At 45.0% G+C, this 12,995-nt stretch carries 17 protein-coding genes; 9 read left to right on the top strand and 8 right to left on the bottom strand.

What is annotated here, in order from left to right:
* The first annotated feature begins 11 nt into the window (after nucleotides 1-11).
* Complete coding sequence (locus GT360_RS15095; RefSeq protein ID WP_164649793.1) at nucleotides 12-1,760, top strand: sodium:solute symporter family transporter; 1,749 nt, start codon at nucleotides 12-14, stop codon at nucleotides 1,758-1,760.
* A 108-nt stretch (nucleotides 1,761-1,868) separates the two neighbouring features.
* On the opposite strand, the gene GT360_RS15100 is transcribed toward GT360_RS15095, so the two are convergent.
* Together GT360_RS15100 and GT360_RS15105 are read right to left on the bottom strand one after the other, a co-directional pair.
* Nucleotides 1,869-2,354, bottom strand: coding sequence for a copper resistance protein NlpE (locus tag GT360_RS15100; RefSeq protein ID WP_164649794.1), 486 nt, complete (start codon nucleotides 2,352-2,354; stop codon nucleotides 1,869-1,871).
* Nucleotides 2,355-2,460: 106 nt separating this feature from the next.
* On the bottom strand, nucleotides 2,461-3,360 hold the full coding sequence (locus tag GT360_RS15105; protein WP_164649795.1) for a DMT family transporter: 900 nt from the start codon (nucleotides 3,358-3,360) through the stop codon (nucleotides 2,461-2,463).
* Between the two features lie 124 nt (nucleotides 3,361-3,484).
* Here GT360_RS15105 and GT360_RS15110 point away from each other — a divergent pair, with 124 nt between their 5' ends.
* Nucleotides 3,485-3,952 carry a methyltransferase family protein gene (locus GT360_RS15110; RefSeq protein WP_164649796.1) on the top strand — a complete coding sequence of 156 codons (468 nt, stop codon included), beginning with the start codon at nucleotides 3,485-3,487 and terminating at the stop codon, nucleotides 3,950-3,952.
* 15 nt (nucleotides 3,953-3,967) lie between these two features.
* On the opposite strand, the gene GT360_RS15115 is transcribed toward GT360_RS15110, so the two are convergent.
* From GT360_RS15115 to GT360_RS15130, 4 genes are all read right to left on the bottom strand, one after another.
* Nucleotides 3,968-4,231 carry a hypothetical protein gene (locus GT360_RS15115; RefSeq protein ID WP_164649797.1) on the bottom strand — a complete coding sequence of 88 codons (264 nt, stop codon included), beginning with the start codon at nucleotides 4,229-4,231 and terminating at the stop codon, nucleotides 3,968-3,970.
* A 108-nt stretch (nucleotides 4,232-4,339) separates the two neighbouring features.
* Nucleotides 4,340-5,488 carry a glycoside hydrolase family 5 protein gene (locus tag GT360_RS15120; protein WP_164649798.1) on the bottom strand — a complete coding sequence of 383 codons (1,149 nt, stop codon included), beginning with the start codon at nucleotides 5,486-5,488 and terminating at the stop codon, nucleotides 4,340-4,342.
* 156 nt (nucleotides 5,489-5,644) lie between these two features.
* Nucleotides 5,645-6,976, bottom strand: coding sequence for a ferredoxin reductase family protein (locus GT360_RS15125; RefSeq protein WP_164649799.1), 1,332 nt, complete (start codon nucleotides 6,974-6,976; stop codon nucleotides 5,645-5,647).
* Nucleotides 6,977-7,203: 227 nt separating this feature from the next.
* Nucleotides 7,204-7,725: a DUF2058 domain-containing protein gene (locus GT360_RS15130; protein WP_164649800.1), complete on the bottom strand. Its 522-nt coding sequence runs from the start codon at nucleotides 7,723-7,725 to the stop codon at nucleotides 7,204-7,206.
* A gap of 132 nt (nucleotides 7,726-7,857) precedes the next feature.
* Between GT360_RS15130 and GT360_RS15135 the strand changes: the two genes are divergently transcribed.
* The 3 genes from GT360_RS15135 to GT360_RS15145 all read left to right on the top strand — a co-directional run bounded on the left by GT360_RS15135 (nucleotide 7,858) and on the right by GT360_RS15145 (nucleotide 9,582).
* The gene (locus GT360_RS15135) at nucleotides 7,858-8,316 is read left to right on the top strand and encodes a GNAT family N-acetyltransferase (protein ID WP_164649801.1); all 459 of its coding nucleotides are present in this window, start codon (nucleotides 7,858-7,860) and stop codon (nucleotides 8,314-8,316) included.
* 36 nt (nucleotides 8,317-8,352) lie between these two features.
* Nucleotides 8,353-8,952, top strand: coding sequence for a pentapeptide repeat-containing protein (locus tag GT360_RS15140; RefSeq protein WP_164649802.1), 600 nt, complete (start codon nucleotides 8,353-8,355; stop codon nucleotides 8,950-8,952).
* Between the two features lie 93 nt (nucleotides 8,953-9,045).
* A complete protein-coding gene (locus GT360_RS15145; protein ID WP_164649803.1) occupies nucleotides 9,046-9,582 on the top strand; it encodes a DUF3332 domain-containing protein in 537 nt (178 codons plus the stop codon).
* 66 nt (nucleotides 9,583-9,648) lie between these two features.
* Here GT360_RS15145 and GT360_RS15150 read toward each other — a convergent pair whose 3' ends face one another.
* Nucleotides 9,649-10,140 carry a VOC family protein gene (locus tag GT360_RS15150; protein ID WP_164649804.1) on the bottom strand — a complete coding sequence of 164 codons (492 nt, stop codon included), beginning with the start codon at nucleotides 10,138-10,140 and terminating at the stop codon, nucleotides 9,649-9,651.
* 231 nt (nucleotides 10,141-10,371) lie between these two features.
* On the opposite strand from GT360_RS15150, the gene GT360_RS15155 reads away from it, so the two are divergent.
* Nucleotides 10,372-11,115: a nuclear transport factor 2 family protein gene (locus GT360_RS15155; protein WP_164649805.1), complete on the top strand. Its 744-nt coding sequence runs from the start codon at nucleotides 10,372-10,374 to the stop codon at nucleotides 11,113-11,115.
* 53 nt (nucleotides 11,116-11,168) lie between these two features.
* On the opposite strand, the gene GT360_RS15160 is transcribed toward GT360_RS15155, so the two are convergent.
* Nucleotides 11,169-11,357, bottom strand: a complete 189-nt coding sequence (locus GT360_RS15160) for a hypothetical protein (protein WP_164649806.1) — start codon at nucleotides 11,355-11,357, stop codon at nucleotides 11,169-11,171.
* Between the two features lie 227 nt (nucleotides 11,358-11,584).
* Here GT360_RS15160 and GT360_RS15165 point away from each other — a divergent pair, with 227 nt between their 5' ends.
* The 3 genes from GT360_RS15165 (at nucleotide 11,585) to GT360_RS15175 (ending at nucleotide 12,959) form a co-directional block, all read left to right on the top strand.
* Entirely contained in the window at nucleotides 11,585-11,872 is a 288-nt protein-coding gene (locus GT360_RS15165) for a carboxymuconolactone decarboxylase family protein (RefSeq protein ID WP_164649807.1), read from the top strand.
* Nucleotides 11,873-11,955: 83 nt separating this feature from the next.
* Nucleotides 11,956-12,648 carry an AzlC family ABC transporter permease gene (locus GT360_RS15170; RefSeq protein ID WP_164649808.1) on the top strand — a complete coding sequence of 231 codons (693 nt, stop codon included), beginning with the start codon at nucleotides 11,956-11,958 and terminating at the stop codon, nucleotides 12,646-12,648.
* A complete protein-coding gene (locus GT360_RS15175; protein ID WP_164649809.1) occupies nucleotides 12,645-12,959 on the top strand; it encodes an AzlD domain-containing protein in 315 nt (104 codons plus the stop codon). The genes GT360_RS15170 and GT360_RS15175 overlap by 4 nt, the downstream gene beginning before the upstream one ends.
* Nucleotides 12,960-12,995: the final 36 nt, after the last annotated feature.

Consider the following 12,995-nt stretch of genomic DNA (forward strand, 5'->3'; position numbering starts at 1 on the left):
AGGCTGAAAAAATGACTATTGATACTCTCGTTGTTCTTGCCTACTTCTTCTTCTTAGTAGCAATTGGCTGGATGTTCCGTAAGTTCACAACATCGACCAGTGACTACTTCCGTGGGGGCGGTAAGATGTTATGGTGGATGGTTGGTGCAACCGCCTTCATGACGCAATTTTCAGCATGGACGTTTACAGGTGCCGCAGGACGCGCATTCAGCGACGGTTTCGTCGTTGTAATCCTATTCTTAGCCAACGCATTTGGCTACTTCATGAACTACATCTACTTTGCTCCAAAGTTCCGTCAACTTCGTGTTGTTACGGCAATTGAAGCAATTCGTCAGCGCTTCGGTAAGACGTCAGAACAGTTCTTCACTTGGGCTGGTATGCCAGACAGCTTGATCTCAGCAGGTATTTGGCTGAACGGTCTAGCTATCTTCGTAGCTGCTGTATTCAACATCCCAATGGAAGCAACTATCGTTGTTACTGGTCTAGTTCTAATGCTAATGGCGGTAACAGGTGGTTCTTGGGCGGTTGTTGCCTCTGACTTTATGCAGATGCTAGTTATCATGGCAGTAACCATCACTTGTGCAGTGGCAGCTTACTTCCACGGTGGCGGTCTAACCAACATCGTTTCTAACTTCGAAGGCGACTTCTTCGTTGGTAACAACCTAAACTACATGAGCATCTTTGTTCTTTGGGTTGTGTTCATCTTCATCAAGCAGTTTGGTGTAATGAACAACAGTATCAATGCTTACCGTTACCTATGTGCTAAAGACAGTGACAACGCTCGTAAAGCAGCAGGCCTAGCTTGTGTACTTATGATTGTTGGTCCACTAATCTGGTTCCTACCTTCTTGGTACGTAGCGGCATTCATGCCAGACTTCGCTGACCAATACGGTAGCGTAGGTGGCGACGCAGCTTATCTAGCATTCGTACAAAACGTAATGCCAGCAGGTATGGTTGGTCTACTAATGTCAGCAATGTTCGCGGCGACGATGTCTTCTATGGACTCTGGTCTTAACCGTAACGCTGGTATCTTCGTAATGAACTTCTACAGCCCGATTGTTCGTCCAAACGCAACACAGAAAGAACTTGTGATTGTAAGTAAGGCAACGACTATCATGATGGGTTTCATCATCATCGGTATCGGTCTGTTCATTAACTCACTACGTCACCTAAGCCTATTCGACATCGTACTTAACGTTGGTGCCCTAATCGGCTTCCCAATGCTAATTCCTGTACTACTAGGTATGTGGGTTCGCAAGACTCCAGACTGGGCAGGTTGGGCAACACTAGTAGTTGGTGGTTTCGTATCTTACTACTTCGGTATCTCTCTACAAGCAGAGCACATCGAGAACTGGTTCGGTATGGAACAAGCGCTAACAGGTCGTGAATGGTCTGACTTGAAAGTCGCACTTAGCCTTGCAGCACACGTTGTGTTCACCGGTGGCTTCTTCCTAGCAACAACGCTAGTTTACAAAGGTCGTACACCAGAGCGTGAAGCGGAAGTTGAGAAACTATTCGAAAACTGGAACACACCTGTCGTTGCAGACTCTGAAGAGCAGCAAAACCTAGATACTAAACAACGTGGTATGCTTGGTAAGCTAATCTCAACAGCGGGTCTTGGTATCCTAGCGATGGCTCTGATTCCAAACGAACCAACAGGTCGTATGCTATTCATCCTATGTGGTACGATGGTTCTAACAGTAGGTATCCTACTAGTGAACGCGTCACGTGCTCCACAGAAAGAGCTAGCTAACTCATAATAACTTGAGTTGACTTAGAGACTAAAAAGCCGCTGAACGAGAGTTCAGCGGCTTTTTTAATGGTCATGGCTTTAGCCATGACCTCTTAGTTTTTAGTTTATGCAAATATCACTTTTTGTTTAGGTGATAGTGGCTAGCGAGTGCGCCTGTTATTTGCTCGCCATTCATGTCCAACTTAATCAAACGTCCTTCAGCGACAAAAAACTCATTTGGCTTGCTCTTGTTATCCAAACTCACGATACTTCCAGCCTCATTCCAAGAGAAAGTACCTTCATTGTCGAACGTACTGTCTTCATCACCGCGGTATGTTTCGGTCAGAGCGTAGGTACCATCAAGATTCAGCGTTAGCGATACATCAATCCCCATGCAATCAGCGCAAGGTAGTGTGCCTGTGTACATGCCATTCCAATCCAGTGCGTTTCTCGCGCCGTGCGCAGCATCTGTAATCGCAGCCGTCTCAAGCTCTAACTCGCTTTCTACCACGGCTTCAACAATCGGCTGTGCAACTTGTGTTTCGGGTTGAGTGACATCCGCATCTTGGCAACCTACTAACAACAGAGGTAAAGAGATGAGTGGTAGGATCATTGGCTTCATTAAGCGTTCCTTATCATTGTTCATAGTGTGTTTATGCCTATGATTATAGGAGTGATTTGCTAGTGCAGAATGAAGCCAACGTTAGGTTTAAGTCAGAGAGGAGAAGTTAGGTCGTAGTTTGATTGCACGCTGCCTTAATTAGACGTTTAGGCTTGATAACTTGCGCCACACTGGCAGCAATAATAATGACACATCCAACAATCTGAATCTGTGTTAAAGATTCTGAAAACACCCACCAGCCCAGAAGCACCGCAGAGATAGGCTCAACGTAAGAGACGGTGCTAAATGTTGCCGCGGGGAGGTGCTTAATCGCGTAGACAGCGAGAACAATCCCCATAAAGCCCGGTACGAAACCAACCAGCAACATCCAACCCCATTGTTCAGCGCTTAGGTTCAAGTTTACCTTGAGAAGGAGGGGGAGCACGCAAAGGGCGCCAATGAGAAATTGCCAACTACACTTTGCAAACTCGTGGTAATGATTTGGGATCTTACGGTTGATGAGAATAAAGCTCGCGTAGCAGATCATGCCACCCAAAGCGAGCAGTAACCCGAGCCATGTGGCTTCAACGGTTGACGACGAATCAGGCTGATAGATGACAAGAGAAAATCCGAACAGAACGGTGACAACGGAGGCAATGGAGTAACGCGTTAGTCTCTCGCCTAGCAAAAAGTGCGCAGCAACGGTGGCGACCGCTGGAGCGAGATACAGCGCCATGACTGCAATTAGCATGGTGGTATAGTTGAGGGAGGCAATGAATAACGTCATGAATCCAGCTAGCATGACTCCGTTAAGTAGCACAAGGGGGTGTGGTTTTGTCTTTAGCTGCTTTGCTTGACCGGTGACAAGCATAAGAAGAAATAGTAAGCAGCCACCAATCGCTAGACGGAAAAAAGTGACAGTAGCAGCATCAAGTTGTGACAATCGAGAGATAACGCCGATCGTGCCCATAGAGATAGCGGCAACCGCTGCAATGACGATCATTTTGGGGGAAGCTTGATTTGGCATGTGTAACGTTGAATGTTCTTATTTAGAGTTCGATCATGTTACCTGATTATCGAATGATTGATACTGGGTACCTGATTAAAAAGTCTATCTACAATGAAATGACACTATTGGCAAAGGGAGTGGCATGAAAAAAGTACAAAGGGCATTAAACAACAAAGTTCCACCTCCGTTAGTCGCGGCTCTCTGCATTTGGCCCGTCTTATTTTCAGCGAACTATTCGCTTTCTTCTTTGCGGGTAGATAGGGTATTGGCTAGTTTGCTGTTGCTGGCTGCGATCGCTATTGCTGTTCTCGCACTGCTTGAATTTAGAAAGTTGAAAACAACAGTGAATCCACTCGAATTTGATAACGTCAACCAGCTTGTGGTCAGTGGTATTTTTAACTTCTCTCGTAATCCTATGTATTTATCATTGCTGATCGTGATCATAGCGACGGCAGTTGCGTTTCATGCCTATGGCGTGGGAGTGATCATGGCGGGGATCTTCTGGCTATACATGATACAATTTCAAATCAAGCCAGAAGAGGCTTTCCTCAAGCAACACTTTGGTTCTGAATATACAGCGTACAGTCAGGTTGTAAGGCGCTGGCTTTAGGGGCAAGAATAGTGACTACTTTGTTAGTGTAAGCTTGTCGTCAGCAAGTGCCATGAGCTGCTCTTGCGTGAATGCTTCTGCGGCTTGTCCGTGAGCAATAAGGTCAATGACGGTAAACTCGTTCATATCGCCAAACTCTTTTGTAAGATAGGCGCGAAAAGCCTGTTCATTGGCCCACTTACCTCTAACGGTATAGCCTTCGTCTTGGTCAAAGTCTTCGCTTTCAAAGTGAGAAAAGTCAGTCATACCAATATTGTGACAGTACAGAACAAGATACATGTAAGTCCCGCTTCCTTTATGCTTCAGAAAATGAGCTAGAATCTTAGCACAGCTTGGTTAGCGAGACTTCATCAATGCGTCCTATAAGAGCCGGGGAGTGTCCTTGGGCTACTTATCTTTGGGAATAAGACCCTGAATCAGTGCCGGTCGCCACTGTTTGGCATATGGGTCATAAGCGCCAAACCCAGAGCTGTACTCCCAGTAGTGCCAACTGAAGCTGCGTTTTTCTGACTCTCTGGCGATGAACGCTGTCCATGCTCTTTGATCTTCCGGCTTGGACATTTTGCTATAAACACCAAACTCACCAATGTTGATTTCAAATCCACGTCCAGGCTCATCATTCCAGTCAGATACAGCATCTAAATAGTTGTACAGCGTCTGCTTTTCAGCATCGGCGCCGAGCCAACGCGTGCCTGCCCATTTGCTCGCGCCATCAACCCACTCAGCACCTTGATGGGTGAACTTGAACGGTTCATAGAAGTGCACTGTTATAATGGTGTTGTCAGGTGTAGATTCTGGTGGCAGCTTCAAGTCAGGCAGTTTAAATGGGCCACCCCAATCCGCCGTCCCAATCATGATTTTACGTTGGCCCAGTGTGTTGTTCTGTGTATCAGCATTGTCTGTCCACAATAGGCGAGTCAAGTCGTCGATAAGTAGGTTCCATTCCTCGACACCAACCTCTTCATGCGGCTCATTGAGTAGCTCAAACACAAGTTGATCTTCTGGGTATTCATCCAACGGGAAATGTGTGGCTAGTTGATCCCAAATGGCATTGAGTCGCACTCTGTGGTGTTGAAACTCACCTTTGTTGTAGAACATTTCATTGTAGTGGTGAGTATTAATGATCACCCGCAGATCTTCTTGAATCGCCTCATCAACGACTTGCTGAACACGAGATAGAAAGGCTGCATCAATCGTGAATGGCGCATTTTCTAGTGCGTGCGCATTCCAACGAACAGGGATGCGGACACTGGCGAAACCATGGCTTGCAATATTGTCGAAATCACTGGCTTGAATGGTGAGATCACCATTCCATTCACCTTCGTACTTAGGGGACTCAAAGAAATTACCCATGTTGATACCGCGACCAAGAAAGCTATTATTGAGTCCCTTGCTTTCGTTCCAGTCATAGAGGTCAGTATAGTAAGACTCATCAAGTACGACGGTGGCATCGCTGTTGCTGCTTGAGCCACATCCTGACAGAGTTACAGCGCAAATGAGGGTTGCGCCAAGCGCGTGGTGTTTTGCTAGTTTCAAAGGTGTTTCTCCATAAACTCAATTGGAGTTAGTGGAGCACAAAGTGTCAATGTGAAATATCTTATTGCTCACAAGTGATTGTTTATATTTGCTAAATCACTAGTCCTTCACAATTCCATGAAACAAAAGGGAGTAAAGCATACTCCCTGTCATCCGCTAACGAAACTTAAACATCTCTTGATGATATTGGGAGCGTGAGAGACCCAGCTTGAAGAGTCCTTTACTTAAACTGTGACCAAATGCTGATGGGCCACAGAACCATACGCTGGTATCTTCAAGCTTTCCTATTCGTTGAAGAATGACATTCGCACTAAGACGTTTGTCTTCAGATTGCAGATACCAATGTAGAGTGACGTTGGCATTGCTTGCGCGTGTTTTTAGCCTCTGTTTGATTTCTTCTGAAACCTCAGCTGCACACACGAACAGATCCACTGGTGATTGGTCTCCTGTCCGCTCACGCTCTTTTAATTTGGCGACAAATGGCGTGATGCCAATACCCGCACCCACCCAAACTTGACGCTGCTGTGCGCATTCAAAATCAAATTGCCCATAAGGGCCCTCGACGGTGACGGGCATGTCGATTTTAAACCAGTCTTTAAGCTGGCTAGTCCAGTCGCCAAGCGCTTTTATAATAAACGTCAGTTCACGACTCTCCGGGTCCCAAGAGGAAGCGATGGTATATGGGTGAGCACCTTCAGCGCGTTTTGACGTGAGAAAAGCAAACTGACCGGATTTATGGCCTTGCCAACGCTCATCGACGACGACTGTTGCTTCCACAACATCGATATCTTGATGCTTAACGATTTGCGAGATACGTCCCGATACTTTATTGGTTTGTCCAATGCGCCCGAATAGACTCATTATCGCCGCTAAAGTGCCAAGGAGCATAATCAAACCATAGATAGCACCAAAGGGTGTCATCCAGTAATCAAACTTAGTCAGCACAACTGAATGGCATACCAGCGAAAGAAAGATCAGTGCAATCACATTGTGCGCTTTGCGAAAAATATGGTAGGGAATGAAGCGCGCAAGCGCTAAAAGAACGAAGATAACGATGGCATAAAAACCATACTCACCAGCGGTTTCTGCAAGTTCTCGGTTTTGTTGAAACAGTGCAAATATCGGGTTAGATGCTGGGTCAAACTCAGGTTTGCTGCGTTTGGTGACATCCACCAGTGGTACCACCTTTGAGGCAATATCTCTTGCTAGCCAATGAACAACAGAAAAGACAAAGCCAACTACGCCAAACCATTTATGAAGGCGATACACTTTATCGAGTCCGCCTAATGCCTTGTTAAGAGGTGAGAATCGTACACTCGTGATCATACACAAGCTCATGGTGACAATAGCGACAACACCAGTGAATTGAGTAAAGGCCTGTTTGTACGCAATGTGAGTGAGAGGATCGGGACTTAAGGTATCGACACTCATCCAAAGCAACACAGTTGCTACGAGACATAGCCCAAACGCGATGGTAATTTTGCTCATAGTTGCACTCTATAATTCTGAAATTGACTAAATTGTAGTCTACGGAAAATTGTCAGTGGGGAACGAAAGGCGCGCAATATACCAAGCTCATCTAAAAATGAAATGGATGGAGCATTAATAATAGTTAATGTTGATGCTACAAAAGTGAGTCTGAGTAGATAGGGTGGGTGTTATGTCAAAGAGAGGACTAGATGCAGGGCTACAACAGTGTAACCCTGCTTAATGGATTACCACATTAGGTCATCAGGTACCACGAAGTCAGCGTATGGGTCATCTTCGTCTGGTGCATCATCAGCAGCCGTCTTGTGATCAATGATAGATTCAGCGTCACGCTCAGAAATTTTGTTAGCAACGACGCCTGGAATCACAGCATAACCTTCATCTAAACGAACAATCGCTAGAATACCTTTACTTAGTTGTTCTTGAGTTAAAGAGTCAACATAAAGTGACTTGACGAGCGTGCCGTCAGTGAAGTTGTATTTGATCTCTCCATCAGCAAGTTCAAGCTTGTTCATTTGGATAAGCTGTTTCACTTGAGCGCGAAGCTCTTTAGACAGACGCTCGGCATTTTGTTGTTCACTCAGTGCTTTATCACGCTCTTGTTGCTCGCGTTTTTGCTCTTCGACGGCTGCTTTAACTTCACGCGCTTGCACACGTGATTTCTTTGAGCCTTTTTTCGCCTTTTTCAGCTTCTTTTCGTTCACTAAGCCTGCTTTTAGCATTTGCTCCTGAAGTGATAGTTTTGCCATGGTATGTCCAAATAAATGAGTTTGCGGTATTTTAACCGTTCAAGATCGACAAATAAAGAGGCTGCGCATGGCGTTATAACGCCAAGGAACTGATGGCTTGCAGCCAATAAAAAGGAGTAAAAGGAAGTGCTCATGAAGATAAAAGTAGATGATTTACAAGATGGTGCTGTGATTGCTTTATTAGAAGAGCATTTACAAGATATGTACGCCGTCTCGCCACCCGAAAGTGTCCATGCACTGGATGTATCAGCCCTGAAATCGGACACGATTACGTTCTTCAGTGGTTGGCTCAAAGATGAACTCACCGGATGTGTTGCGATTAAGGTGTTGTCTGATCAACATGTTGAACTCAAGTCAATGCGCACCGTTAAGCAATTCAGGAATTCAGGCGTGGCTTCTAAGTTACTTAAACATGCCATTGATGTTGCTAAGCAGCGCGGTGTAAAGAAAGTAAGCTTAGAGACGGGATCAGAGAACTATTTCAAGCCAGCGCGCACATTCTATGAGAAGTCGGGGTTTGCACCGTGTGCGCCCTTTGCTGACTATAAACCCGATCCGTTCAGTTGCTTCATGACGATGGAATTGGACTAGTCGCCCCAATCAATAATTTAAGAAGCGGAGTAAGTGATGACTCACTTGAGCGATAGTGAAGAATATTATGATCAACAGTTTAAAAAGCTAGCCTTCAAGGGAGAGAAGCTGGAGAAAGCAGTGTTTGAAGAGTGTGAGTTTATTGATTGTGACTTCTCTGATGCTGTGTTTAGCCGATGTCGCTTTGTTGATTGTGATTTTCACAACTGTAACCTCAGTCTGGCCGAGTTCACTTACTCACAATGGTTGAACGTCGAATTCCGAGAAAGCAAGCTGGTGGGTGTTGATTGGACCAAAGCAGATTGGCCAACTTACCGAGTCGATCCAGAGTTACGTTTTATTCAATGCAACATGAGAGGCTGCTCATTTTATGGGCTCACTCTGCAAGAAGTGAAGTTTGAGCAAACCAGCTTGGTCGATGTCGATTTTAGAGAATCAGATTTTTCTCAGTCAAAAATCTTAGATTGCGATCTTCGAGATGCGCTGTTCATGCGTACGAATCTGACGGATGCTGATCTCACGGACTCCCACAGTTTTTCAATGAGTGTGCTAGACAATCAACTCAGCGGTGCGCAGTTCTCTCGTTTAGAAGCGCTAAACCTACTTGAAACACTCGGTATTCAGTTAGTTGACTAGCTTTTGTGTTACCTTGGCGCCAAATGGTAAGCTTTCAGGTTCGTTATTCCCATAATAGCGGTATCTAAACAATGACTCTCTATGGGAAATACAATGCAAAACGTTCTAAAAAAGACAGCAGCACTTTCATTAATGGCTATCGCTTTGACTGGTTGTGTGGGAAGTAACGCGGTCACTGGTAAACTGATGGAGTTTAACGTTGAAGTGGTGGATAACCGTTACGCGCGAGCAGGTGTGAACTTGCTACTCGCGCCAGTGTACGGTATTACAACTGCTGCTGATTACGTCGTGTTTAACTCTCTAGAATTTTGGACAGGCACCAACCCACTTAACGGCAATCCGCACATTTTTGACTCAAAGGTTGATACCAAGATCAAAGTCAATGATGACCTTGATCCTTCTCTAACTGAAGCACCAGTGGATCTTTCTAACACTCGAACCATCGAAACCGGAGAAATGGTACAAATCGATGAGAATACGGTCCAAATGGATATCACTTACCACAATGGTGACACGGCAACGCTAATCGGTGTTCGTGATGGTGAAGAGGTGAGATATTACATGGATGATGAGCTCGTGGCTGAAACAACGATTGGCCAGCTAGAGCAGCTGCAAAAAGAACAGGCTTAATTATTGATATAAAAGAAAAGAGGTTGCTTATGAGCAACCTCTTTTTCAGTTAAGGACTTACGTTGATTATTCGTAGTCAGATGCGTAAGTATCTTCGTAAGTGTGCGAGTAAAATTCGAACAAGTTACCAAACGGGTCTTCTAGGTAAACCATTTGCGCTTGCTTAGAATCATCTTCTGGGTGGTAACGCATGATGTCCATACGAACCTTGCCACCAAACTCTTCAACACGTTTGATTGCTGATTCAAACTGCTCTTTAGGTAGTTGTAAACAGAAGTGGAAGATGCCAAGACGAGAGAAGTCTACTTCGTGGCGCTCTTGACGCTCTTTCATTTCGAAAAGCTCAACACCGATACCGTCAGACGTCACTAGGTGAGCAATATTGAAGCCTTTAAAGCCTTCACCAAATACTGCGATACACATTCTGCCGATAGCAGACTCACGTTCTTCAATGACTTTTGTGTTGTTCATTACGACTCTTAGACCTAGCGCTTTAGTATAAAACTCAACCGCTTTGTCCATATCGCCAACCATAATACCTACGTGATTCATTTTCATTTTGTGCTCTCCGAATTAGGAATTTGTTTCTTTGTTTGACTCGAGGTGTGCCCCGATGCCGTTTCGATGAGGAGAGTATATGGAGACATGATAATTTAATAAAATTATTAAAAATTCTTATTTTGATAAATTTTTGTTATTGATGTTCAAGATTTCCATAAATAGAGTGGTAGAGAGTGACGAGACCATCGACTAGGCTTACTGGGATATAAGTGTGCTTAGGAGAGTGCGATGAGTCAGAAATTAGAAAATGCCACCAATCTTTATATGGAAGGGATAAGGGATGGGTTTGCACGTGAAGCGGTTACCAAATATACCGGACGCCGGTATACGCAGCACAGTACGGGGGTACGAAATGGCATAGAAGGTTTTGTCGAGTTTTTTGAACCATTCTTAGAGCGTTGCAAAGACCGCGATATCCGAATTGTTCGAGCGGTGGTGGATGGTCAGTATGTTTTTGTCTCGGCCTTTCAAGATATCAATAAAGGTGAAGCTAAGTGGGTAACAACCGATCTTTTTGATACAGATAGCAATGACAAGATCATTGAGCACTGGGATGTGATTGCAGCCTATGATACCGAACCAGACTCTGAGACTGACCAAGTCAGTGGTCCTAGCCATCCGTCAACCAGCGAAGGGACTGAGGATAACAAAGAGCGAGTAAGAGAGTTTCTGTGTGATGTGATGGTGTTAGGCCAGTCAGATAAGCTCTACAAGTACTTAGAAAAGAGCCCTGTTAGCCACCAAGCGAGTGATGTGAAATCATTTGAGAGCTATATTGGCTGTTACGATCAAGTGTTCAAAATCATCGGCCAAGGTGACATGGTTGTGGCGTACAGCCGAGTCTTTGAGGGGAATCAAGAGATTGCTCGTTTTGACGTCTTTAGGCTAGAAGCGGGATTAATAAAAGAAATCTGGGTAAACCAAGAGCCAGTGCCACCTAAACATGAATGGGTGAATGGTGGTAAGTTCTAGGCACGCGACATCCCCAGGAAATCCACTTTCCCTGGGGGTCTCTATGAATGATGTCAAGCTTCTTCTAATTGGGCTTTGGGCTTATCACCAATACAGTGTCCGCAGCACATGTCATTTTCGCCTTGGCAAATCTCACATAACACGATTTCACCATCATCCGTGAAGTCGCTCATCGACTTTGCCTTCCAGCATGAGCATGAGGTGCTGATTGTGGCTCCGCAGTAAACACATTTGTCACTCATAGGTTGGTCCCCCATATTGCCATTAGTTGAAATGTGATGTGTTGTGAAACTGACCCTTAAATCCAATATAGGCAGTGAAATTGAATAACCCCACACAAATCGCATGGTTTTGTGTTTTTTGTGATCGCGATTAGTCAACGAACTCTGATCTTGGCCAATACAAGGATCGAGATTTAATGTGATGATGGCCTTGATTTTAATAGAGTTAAAACAAGGCAAGGATAGCAATGTTAGGAAAACACACGGATGCGTATAGTCAATTCTATAGTTCAACTCATGACAACGAACACCTAGACAGCAAGACTGAATTATTGGTCGGCCTATCGGCCGCAATGGCCATGAACTGCTTGCCGTGCACCCACTATTACCTCAAGCAGGCTAAAAAGGCAGGGATTACCAAGGGTGAGATATCTGATGTCACAGCCAAGGTCATGGCTGTCGCCGCAGGGCAGAAAAAACTGCAGATGCAAGAGGTACTGCAGCGCTACAAGATTGATTTAGAGACGTTTGTCTAAATTATTGCTATGCGGCGAAATCTTGAATCTCGGCAGCTATTGGCATAGTTTAGCGGACAGAACTAATACATAATGTAGGTAAAATGGACAAGGAAGTGAATAAAGCACGCTCGCTGCTCAAGGGAACAATTGCAATGATGCCCTTGAGTCTCGCAGTGGTTCCATGGGGCTTTTTGGCAGGTTCATTCGCCATTGACTCAGGGTTGACACCATTGGAAGGGCAAGCGATGAGCGCCATATTGTTTGCCGGAGCTGCTCAGTTAGTCGCCATGGGAATGATCAAAGCGGGTGCCAGTGTGATGACGATGGTCGTGACTATTTTTTTCATCACCTCTCGTCACTTCCTTTATGGGCTATCGATGCGTAGCCATATTTCACATTTACCCATGAGGTGGCGTGTTTGCCTTGGATTTCTTCTGACGGACGAATTGTTTGCACTTTGTGGTCATCACAAGCCTAACCATTTTGACCCTTGGTATGCACTGGGCGCGGGCTTCTCTTTCTACTTGATCTGGAACTTTGCGACCTTTGTCGGCATTGTTGTGGGAGCACAAATACCAGATTTACAACATTACGGGCTGGAGTTTGCGATTGCAGCGACCTTTATTGCTATCGTGGTACCCAATATAAAATCTTGGCCAGTACTGCTGGCAGCGTTATCGGGACTCGTGAGTTCAGTTGTATTGTCCTATCTCGGTATAGAGAGCGGTCTTGTGATCGCGAGTCTGATCGGTATGAGCGTTGGCTATTTTGCAGAAGGGTGGTTCAAGTCATGATATATCTGTTGATCATTCTGCTTACTTTGATTGTTTTTGCCAGTCGATACTTGTTTTTAGAACCGAGCGTACCCCTCAGACTGAGCAGTCGTGCACAACGCTTTTTAAGTTACGCAAGCCCCGCGGTCTTAACTGCAATATGGGGGCCTATTGTTTTTATGCCCCATGGTGAGCTGGTGTTTGAGGATAATTGGCCGTATCTTCTCGGGGCTGTATTCGCCATAGTGCTGGCGAGAGTGACCAATAATGTCCTATTTACAACCATAGTAAGTATCGGCTTTTTTTTGATTCTGAAGCTGTACCTTCAATAACTAAGTAATAAGAAGTGATGAAATCTAGAACCTATA

It is taken from the genome of Vibrio astriarenae (assembly GCF_010587385.1).
Lineage (GTDB): Bacteria > Pseudomonadota > Gammaproteobacteria > Enterobacterales > Vibrionaceae > Vibrio > Vibrio astriarenae.